This is a genomic window from Desulfovibrio sp. ZJ369, from assembly GCF_011039085.1.
Taxonomy (GTDB): Bacteria; Desulfobacterota; Desulfovibrionia; order Desulfovibrionales; family Desulfovibrionaceae; genus Desulfovibrio.
In genome coordinates, this window is the sequence record NZ_JAAKEI010000064.1 from 1 (window position 1) to 8,712 (window position 8,712).

Annotated in this window: 7 protein-coding genes and 2 pseudogenes; 5 read left to right on the forward strand and 4 right to left on the reverse strand. The window is 50.0% G+C overall.

The annotated features are described in order from the left end of the window. Positions 1-291: 291 nt before the first annotated feature. From G7Y51_RS12615 to G7Y51_RS12625, 3 genes are all read left to right on the forward strand, one after another. Positions 292-705 (forward strand): transcriptional repressor, encoded by a 414-nt coding sequence (locus tag G7Y51_RS12615; RefSeq protein ID WP_165178023.1) that lies wholly within the window; start codon positions 292-294, stop codon positions 703-705. A 207-nt stretch (positions 706-912) separates the two neighbouring features. Further along, on the forward strand, positions 913-1,449 hold the full coding sequence (locus G7Y51_RS12620) for a bacterioferritin (RefSeq protein WP_165178025.1): 537 nt from the start codon (positions 913-915) through the stop codon (positions 1,447-1,449). A 25-nt stretch (positions 1,450-1,474) separates the two neighbouring features. Continuing rightward, positions 1,475-1,663, forward strand: coding sequence for a rubredoxin (locus G7Y51_RS12625; RefSeq protein WP_165066612.1), 189 nt, complete (start codon positions 1,475-1,477; stop codon positions 1,661-1,663). Positions 1,664-2,102: 439 nt separating this feature from the next. Here G7Y51_RS12625 and G7Y51_RS12635 read toward each other — a convergent pair whose 3' ends face one another. From G7Y51_RS12635 to G7Y51_RS12650, 3 genes and pseudogenes are all read right to left on the reverse strand, one after another. Beyond that, a complete protein-coding gene (locus tag G7Y51_RS12635; RefSeq protein ID WP_206214341.1) occupies positions 2,103-3,650 on the reverse strand; it encodes a metallophosphoesterase in 1,548 nt (515 codons plus the stop codon). A gap of 29 nt (positions 3,651-3,679) precedes the next feature. Further along, positions 3,680-4,066, reverse strand: a pseudogene (locus tag G7Y51_RS12640) (transposase); the annotation flags it as partial. Positions 4,067-4,531: 465 nt separating this feature from the next. Next, positions 4,532-5,494: pseudogene (locus G7Y51_RS12650) on the reverse strand (IS481 family transposase). 347 nt (positions 5,495-5,841) lie between these two features. Here G7Y51_RS12650 and groES point away from each other — a divergent pair. Further along, on the forward strand, positions 5,842-6,129 hold the full coding sequence (groES, locus tag G7Y51_RS12655) for a co-chaperone GroES (RefSeq protein WP_165066622.1): 288 nt from the start codon (positions 5,842-5,844) through the stop codon (positions 6,127-6,129). 153 nt (positions 6,130-6,282) lie between these two features. Continuing rightward, positions 6,283-7,926, forward strand: a complete 1,644-nt coding sequence (groL, locus tag G7Y51_RS12660; protein WP_165178031.1) for a chaperonin GroEL — start codon at positions 6,283-6,285, stop codon at positions 7,924-7,926. Positions 7,927-8,251: 325 nt separating this feature from the next. On the opposite strand, the gene G7Y51_RS12665 is transcribed toward groL, so the two are convergent. After that, positions 8,252-8,485 carry a DUF1640 domain-containing protein gene (locus G7Y51_RS12665; RefSeq protein WP_165178033.1) on the reverse strand — a complete coding sequence of 78 codons (234 nt, stop codon included), beginning with the start codon at positions 8,483-8,485 and terminating at the stop codon, positions 8,252-8,254. Positions 8,486-8,712: the final 227 nt, after the last annotated feature.

An 8,712-nucleotide genomic window follows, 5' to 3' on the forward strand; every position in this document is an offset into this window, starting at 1 on the left:
GAAAGCAAAAACATGTGATGAACTGTATAAATCCATTGGAAAAGCATTAAGTTGTATCACACAAAAAGACGCTGAAGGATGGTTTAAATCCTGTGGATATGTAAAAAGTTAAAAGCAAAATGCTCTAACGCTGTCGCCAGAGCGTTTAGCTAATTTTATTAGCAAAACGCTCTAACATCATTCAAAAATGAGTATTTTATCACTTCTGAAATATTTTTTTGGCCCAGACCCTTTTCGGGCTTGACAGCGTTCCACGATAACAGTAATCTTTACTGAATTATGGAGGCGGCTATGGCTCAGGCTCAAACTCGAATGACACGGCAACGCGCCGTGATCCTGGAAGAATTGCGCAAAACCAAAAGCCATCCCACTGCGGACGAACTTTACAGCATCGTGCGCGAGCGCCTGCCGCACATCAGTCTCGGCACGGTGTACCGCAATCTGGATTTTCTGGCGGACAGCGGCGAAATACGACGCCTGGAGGCCGCAGGCTCCACAAAACGCTTTGACGGCGATATTTCCTGGCATCAGCATGTGCGTTGCGTGCATTGCGGGCGCATCGGCGACGTCATGCAGCCCCTGGCCGCTCCGCCCGTGGACGGCATCCAGGTGTGCGGCTTTTCCGCCATTGTGGGAGCGCGCATTGAATTTGACGGCGTGTGCGAGGCCTGCGCGAGCCGCCGCGAGGCCGGGCAACAGAACTGATGCGACGCGAGCGAACTCTGCAAGTGGGCCGCAGAAGGCAGGCAGGGCGAACTTCGCGCGCAGGCAAAAACGCTACATGCGTAAAAAACGGCGGACCGCGGAAAATTTTTACCGCGGCCCGGAACGCAGCTTGTTGTTTCAGGAAAATAAGGTTATCTATGTAGACGTTTCCGAGCTTACCCCAAAAATCGCCAAGGAGTTTAGAACATGGCAGAGAATAAAGAAGATCGTAAGGCAAAAGTGATTGAAGTGCTCAATAAGGCCCGCAGCAGGGAGCTGAACGCCATCCACCAGTATATGAATCAGCACTATAGCCTTGCCGACAAAGACTACGGCGAACTGGCCGCCAGCATGAAGCTGATCGCCATTGACGAAATGCGCCATGCCGAGGATTTTGCCGAACGCATCAAGGTACTGGGCGGCGAGCCCACGATCCACAGGGAGGGCACTGTGGAGATGGGCCAGGAAGTTCCCGCCATTTACGAATGCGACGTGGATATGGAAGACAACACCATCGCGGCGTACAACGAGTTTATCAAAGTCTGCCATGAGAATGCCGACGTTGTGACCGCCCGCCTTTTTGAGCGGATCATTGATGAAGAGCAGGCTCATCTGAGCTATTACGAGAATATTTCCAGGCATCTGAAAACCCTGGGCGACACATATCTGGCCAAAATCGCGGGCACGCCTTCCGATACCGGGCCTTCCAAGGGCTTTGTGACGCCCGAGCCCGCGGCTGACTAAGGCGTGCAACTGTACGGAGATTGTCATGTCCGACCCTGAGAATATCTGGCGCTGCCAGGTGACGAATTGCGGGTATATGTATGATCCCGATCGCGGCGACAAGCGGCACAAGATTCCGCCGGGAACCGCATTCGAGGATCTGCCGGAGGACTGGCGCTGCCCGGTCTGCGGAGCCGCGAAAAAGAGCTTCCGGCGTTTGAGTGATGAAAAATAGGCCTTGTTTCTGATGTGAGGCGCTTTGCCTTTCCGGCTAGGCAGAAAGCAAAAGAAGCCGTAAGCAAAGCCCCTGGCGCGGCACTGCCTGTCGTGCGCGTTCCGGATTCTGCCCTTCCGGTTGTAAGACCGGAAGGGCTTTTGCATACGGTTTCGGCCGGCAAAAGGGCGTGGAAAAAGGCCACCACGGGAGGAATTCACCTTGATCACGCTCCGGGCAAGCCCCTCTCCGATCTGTATCTGTTCTGGAACAGTATCTGGCGGGAATTAGGCCTTGCCGATGTGCGTATTCACGATTTGCGGCACCCGTATGTCAAGCCACGAAACAAAATATTTTCGAAAAGCAGAAATCTCAAGTCATCAACAGAATTGGTAGAGTAGGAGCTCTGTCTTTGTATTTCATCATAGTTTTCAAAATTCAGCCAATCTACGAAGTACCTTTATAGTTCTATTATTTCCGTGCGGATATTCTTTGCACCTGCGCCGTAAACCTCCTCTGCAAATTGTGTGCAGGTAATGGTTCTTTCGCTTATTTTGAGCATGTTATAGCTAATAAAGGTTTTACCCTTTTCCTTATGAACTATCTGTCCAGTGGAAGAGCCGCATCCAATTACTGTGATTCCATCTGATTCTGCAAAAAAAGGAATATGCTTATGGCCATGGAGTACAATCCGCACATTGCGCTGACGGAGCCAATCGAAAAACAGTTGAGCATCAAGCAACTTCAATGACATATCCATGAAATTGGTTGGAAGGATTTTTTCAAACCATTTTTGATCATAATAGCTGGGCTTCGGTATAGGTAGCAGATGATGATGTAAAACTGCAACAAGCAAATAGTTTTCCAGGTTACCTACTTTATCAAGCAAGTTCCCCATTTCGGTCATCTGTACTGTTCCAATTTCACCTTCCGCAAAATTTCCGTTCGTGTTTGAATTAAATAGTAGTAGGATTACTTTAGATTCTTCAATGATCTTGATTTTCGGATATTCTCCGACGATATTGGCTATATGCTGCTTTCCATGAAAAATAGCAATGCCATGGGTATTGATATCATGATTTCCCAAAATGCGAATCGGTTTTTGACCACATTGATCTTCTATGTATTCTGCGAAATTAGAATAAACAGACTCTGCTGTTTCCTTTGGTTTGTCTACAGCATCGCCTGTTATAACGAAATTAATACTATCACATGACTCGATTTTAGAAAGTTGTGACTTGACCAACGTTCTTAATCGACGTTCGGCAACATCTACATTTTTGGCTCCGAAGTGTAAATCGCTTAACTGAAAAATATAGTGACTTGTTTTTTTCTTGCCTTCGGCAATTCTTTTGAGCTCATCAATTGGATATCTCTCATATTTAATAATTTCATAAAGGTAAAGTAGTTCATCTTCATGCTTAACTGGTATGAATGCATAGTCATCTAACCCTTCCCAAAACAGAACCGCTGGCCACATATCTGCTTGACGCAATGCAACATCAAAATTCGGAAACGCATTAAAGATTGTTGCATTATGAGGCTGTTCTTGCGGCTGAAGGATAAGGCAAGAATCCCCTTTGTGGAGCTCAAACAACATACGAAGAGTTCTTGGGGAAGTCATGAAGTTATAACTACACCTATCGCTATCTTTCATTGGCGGTAGCAAAAGCGATTTTGTGGTACATTCCTCAAAGATCCTCGATAACTCTCTCAACGCGTCCAGCGCATCTTTCCAAAATAACAAAAATGTATCATCGTACTTGACTTTCTCAAGACGCCGTTTATAATCTTCATAGCTGGGGAGAGTTTTGTGTATCGTCCGTACACTCCTCATGTAGCGTTCCATATCATTGGAATATAGATTCTGATGGAATTGGTCAAGAAAGTACATAAACTCTTCATAGCATTCACTGGAACTATAGATATCCCTATAACATGACATCACTTTTCCAAAAGTCAGCTTAGCAACTGTATTTGCTGATTCTAATGTGAATCGGTATCCCATTATTTTTCTCTCCTTTAGTATCGTAGTAATTACTCAGAGAATTCAGGTTTGTTTATTGCTTTTTTAAATTTGTTAAGCCACGCAAAAAGGCGTTCAATTTCCCATCTCCTTTTGTACAGGCGTAGGGCGCGGTCGTCTTGCGTCGCTGGTTTTTGGCGATTCTTGCGATGCGGCGCGATGAGTTCAATTCCTTGTAAAGCAAGGGCTTCATCACGCGGATCGCTGTCATAGGCACGATCCCCAATAATTCTTCCGGGTCGTCCCACCGTGACAATTTCATTGACGGTAGACTGGACAAGCTTGACTTCATGAGGGCGAGCAGAATCCGTGTGCACGGCGACAGGTAAACCTGAAGCGTCAGCAATAAGCATGAGCTTCGTACCTTTGCCCCACTTGGTCTTTCCAACTTTTGAGCCCCTTTTTTTGCCACTACAAAAGTGCCGTCAATGAAGCATTCTTCAAAATTTATTCATCCTTTATCTTCAAGATGTCGTGCGAGCGACTCCAATATTTTCCTGAGTCTGCCATCCTTTACCCGCTTGCTGAATCTCCGGTAGCAAGTTGATGAAGATGGGAACCTGTCCGGCAAATCTCCCTAGGCTGCTCCAGTACATAAGACCCAGAGAACACCATTTAAAACTTCCCGATCCGAGTAGAGTTGAGGACGCCCCGCTCCAGTGCGTTCTTCCTCAAAAAGTGGTTCCAGCACAGACCATTGAGCATCAGTTAACAATTCGGCTTTGCTCATTTTTTGATGCTACCCAAAATCCATGGCTTTTTCCAGAATTATGAAATGAGTTCTAAGACATGTGGATGACGGGCGCGGGAGAAGGCGACATATGCTAAGCGATTCCCCTCGTTAGTTGTATGATCCATAGACATCATTTCAATTTTCTGAGCCGAAGTTCCAGGCTGTAATTTTGTTCTTGGATGTGCTCTCGTTCAGGGTGGTAGTTGCCTGCAACTTCTTCAGACAGTGGTGTCCGCTCCATCAATTCACAGTACCGCTCCATAGGTGTTTTTCCTTTGTGGGCACTGTGAGGACGCTCCCAATTATAGTAATGTTGCCACTCCGCAAGAAGCATATCAATGTCGGATGATGAAAGGTTGATAGTACTGTAGAATTCGATTCTATATGTCTTTTGTGAGCGTTCAACCTTCCCGTTCAAGTACGGAGAGGCTGGTTTGTTCGGACGAAACTTGATTCCATATTGCTTTAAGCGTTCCTGGACGATGACGGCAAAAAATTCACGGCCTCGATCCGTTTGAATTCGTTGAATAGGAAAGGGCATTTCTTCAAGGACTCAATCAAGGAAATCCAACGTATTGCTCGCAGTTCGGCGGGCATATACCCGTAACACCCGATAACGAGTACAGTCGTCCACGGCAGTGTATTGATACAGACCAGGAGCGATTTTGCAGGTATCCATTTGTACTCGCTCACCGGGAATCGATCGTTGGTAACGTGTAAAGTCTTTTTTTCGATGATAGCTCACCAAAGGCTTTGCCTGATGGCGACAAAGAACCTTGTGAATGGACGCAACAGAGAGAGAAATCTCGTGGAGTCGCCTCAGCTCACTTTGAATCCTTCTGGCCCCCAAGTTGCGCTCGCCGCGTATTTCCAGAATGAGTTTTTCATAGTCAGGCCCGATTTTGGCAGACGGAGAACTATGTGGGCGTCGGCTTAGCCCCTCCAAACCATCAATGCCTTGTGCCTGATAGCGTTTCCACCATTTACGCAAAGTCGGACGAGAGATTCCACAGCGCCGACAAACAAAACCGGCGTCTCCTGACTCTTCGCAAAGTTTCACCCATTGAAGGCGTTGTCGGACTTCTTTTTCCATCAAGGGAACGTATCAATAAATTGAAATGATGTCTATGAATCACACACCGGCGCAAGGCGGCATTGGCGCGCGCATCCGCCGCAGGTCAGGGCAGAAATTTTTTTGATCGTAACTAACCTGTTGAAATAAAATATTCTTTTATTTTTATAGAAAAAAAATTAAAAAAAATCCGCCTTACCCCCTTTTCAAGATGCCAGATTGTCTTATTTGTATGCCGGTGCGGGGCCGTGCAACGGAACTATGCCCGCTGCGGCCCGACACGCGCAAGAGTATCGGCGCGCCTCACTGTTCGGCCGTCGCCTATGCCCCTGAGGGCAATAAAAATTTTTCCGGGAGGATTTGACGTTATGAAGCTGAAACCCCTTAACGATCGTGTGCTGGTCAAACGCCTTGAGTCTGAAGAAAAGACCGCCGGCGGTCTGTACATTCCTGACACGGCCAAAGAAAAGCCCTCTAAGGGCGAAGTTGTGGCCGTGGGTCCCGGCAAGATCGCGGAAAACGGCTCCCGCATCGAAATGGCGGTGAAAAAGGGCGAGCAAGTGCTCTTCAACAAGTACGCCGGCACGGAAATCAAGCTGGACGGCGTCGAACACCTGGTCATGCGCGAAGAGGACATCCTCGCCATCATCGACTAATGCGGGATCGTGTCCGCCACGCGCCGGATGCCGTTTCCGGCCCGTGCAGGCGGGCAACACCCGCGTACTGCCGACGCAGGAGCATGCATCAGGCGCTTTTGCAGCCCTGCTGCTCCGAAGTAGCCGAATCACCACTCAGGAGGAAATCTGAAAATGTCTGCCAAAGAAATCTTGTTTGATGTTAAAGCCCGTGAAAAACTTGCCCGTGGCGTGGATAAGCTTGCCAACGCCGTTAAAGTGACTCTCGGCCCCAAGGGCCGCAATGTTGTGCTTGAAAAATCTTTCGGCGCGCCGGTCATCACCAAGGACGGCGTGACTGTGGCCAAAGAAATCGAACTGGACAACAAGTTTGAGAACATGGGCGCCCAGCTCGTCAAGGAAGTGGCCTCCAAGACTTCCGACGCCGCCGGCGACGGCACCACCACGGCCACCATTCTGGCCCAGGCCATTTATCATGAAGGCATCAAGCTGGTTGCCGCGGGCCGCAATCCCATGGCCATCAAGCGCGGCATCGACAAGGGCGTGGAATCCCTGATCAGCGAGCTGGCCAACCTTGCCAAGCCCACCCGCGATCAGAAGGAAATCGCCCAGATCGGCACTATTTCCGCCAATGCCGATGCCACCATCGGCAACATCATTGCCGAGGCCATGTCCAAAGTGGGCAAGGAAGGCGTGATCACGGTCGAAGAAGCCAAGGGCCTGGAAACCACCATGGACGTGGTGGAAGGCATGCGCTTTGACCGCGGCTACCTCTCCCCCTATTTCGTGACCAACGCGGAGAAGATGATCTGCGAGATGGACAATCCCTACATCCTGTGCACGGAAAAGAAAATTTCCAGCATGAAAGACATGCTGCCCGTGCTGGAGCAGGTCGCCAAGGTCAACCGTCCGCTGATGATCATTGCCGAGGATGTGGAAGGCGAAGCCCTGGCCACCCTGGTGGTGAATAAACTGCGCGGCGCTCTGCAGGTGGTGGCCGTCAAGGCTCCCGGTTTCGGCGACCGCCGCAAGGCCATGCTTCAGGATATCGCCGTGCTGACCGGCGGCCAGGTGGCTTCCGACGATACCGGCTCCAAACTTGAAAACATGACCCTTTCCGATCTCGGCACTGCCAAGCGCGTGGTCATTGACAAGGAAAACACCACCATTGTGGACGGCGCCGGCAAGAGCGATGCCATCAAGGGCCGCGTGAAGCAGATCCGTGCCCAGATTGAAGACAGCACTTCCGACTATGACCGCGAGAAGCTCCAGGAACGCCTGGCCAAGCTGGTGGGCGGCGTGGCCGTGGTGCATGTGGGCGCTGCCACTGAAGTGGAAATGAAGGAAAAGAAAGATCGCGTCGAAGACGCCCTCAATGCCACCCGCGCCGCCGTGGAAGAAGGCATTGTGCCTGGCGGCGGCACCGCTCTGATCCGCGTGTCCAAGGTTCTTTCCGACATCAAGCCTGCTGACGACGACGAGCTTGCGGGTGTGAACATTATCCGCCGCGCCATTGAAGAGCCGCTGCGCCAGATCGCCCACAATGCGGGCTTTGAAGGTTCCATTGTGGTTGAGAAAGTGCGCCAGGGCAAAGACGGCTTTGGCTTCAACGCCGCCACCGGCGAATATGAAGACCTGATCAAAGCCGGCGTCATCGACCCCAAAAAGGTGACGCGCACGGCCCTGCAGAACGCCGCCTCCGTGGCGTCCCTGCTGCTGACCACCGAATGCGCCATTGTCGAAAAGCCTGAGCCCAAGAAAGACGCCCCGGCCATGCCCGATATGGGCGGCATGGGCGGTATGGGCGGCATGTACTAGAACCTGTTAACGCCATAGAATTTTTGTTCGCCTGCCAGGGAAGATACACCTGCTTTGAGCGTGTACTTTTCGTACTCGACCGAAAAAACAAGTGAATCTGACAGAGCAGGCGGGCAAAAAGGATAGCGTTCAGGCCGTAAGCCGTTTTACGCGCTCCGAGGCCGAAAGCGCCTTGGGCAGCCTTCTGAAAAGCAAAGCCTCCGCGAAACCCGCGGGGGCTTTGCTTGCGTCAGAGACAGGCGCAGGCGAAATGTACTTGCGCCGTGAAGCGTCGGAGCGAGCGTTTCAAAAGCAATATGCGCGAAAGGAAGGAGACAAATATGCTCTATCTGAGCACAATCGGCAATATTGCTACAAGGAGGGCGGTACAGGCAACCACAATGCCGCCAAGCCTGATAATAAGACGCAATTCCAGCTCCTTAAGATCACGCTTGGTCACTAAGGAATGTTCAATGACGCCGCGCAACGCAGTAGCCTGGATTTTGGCTTGCTCTTCCGGCACTCCAGCGGCTTTAAGCTGTTCAAAATAATCAAGGCTGTCAAATGTGGTGGTGGTCATACGGCCTCCTGTTTTCACGAATCATAGATAACCATTTTCCCGGCCTCTGTCCAACGGCCCGTCAATGGGAGAAATTCACGTTTTCAATGAAGGTGATATACTAGAGCAATTTGACTTTTATTTTATTTAGAAATCGTTTAGATTGCAGAGATGAAATTTGCATCTGAAGAAATCCGAACCAAGGCTGTTCATGCGTATCTTGATGGAAAAGCAACAGCCAGGCAATT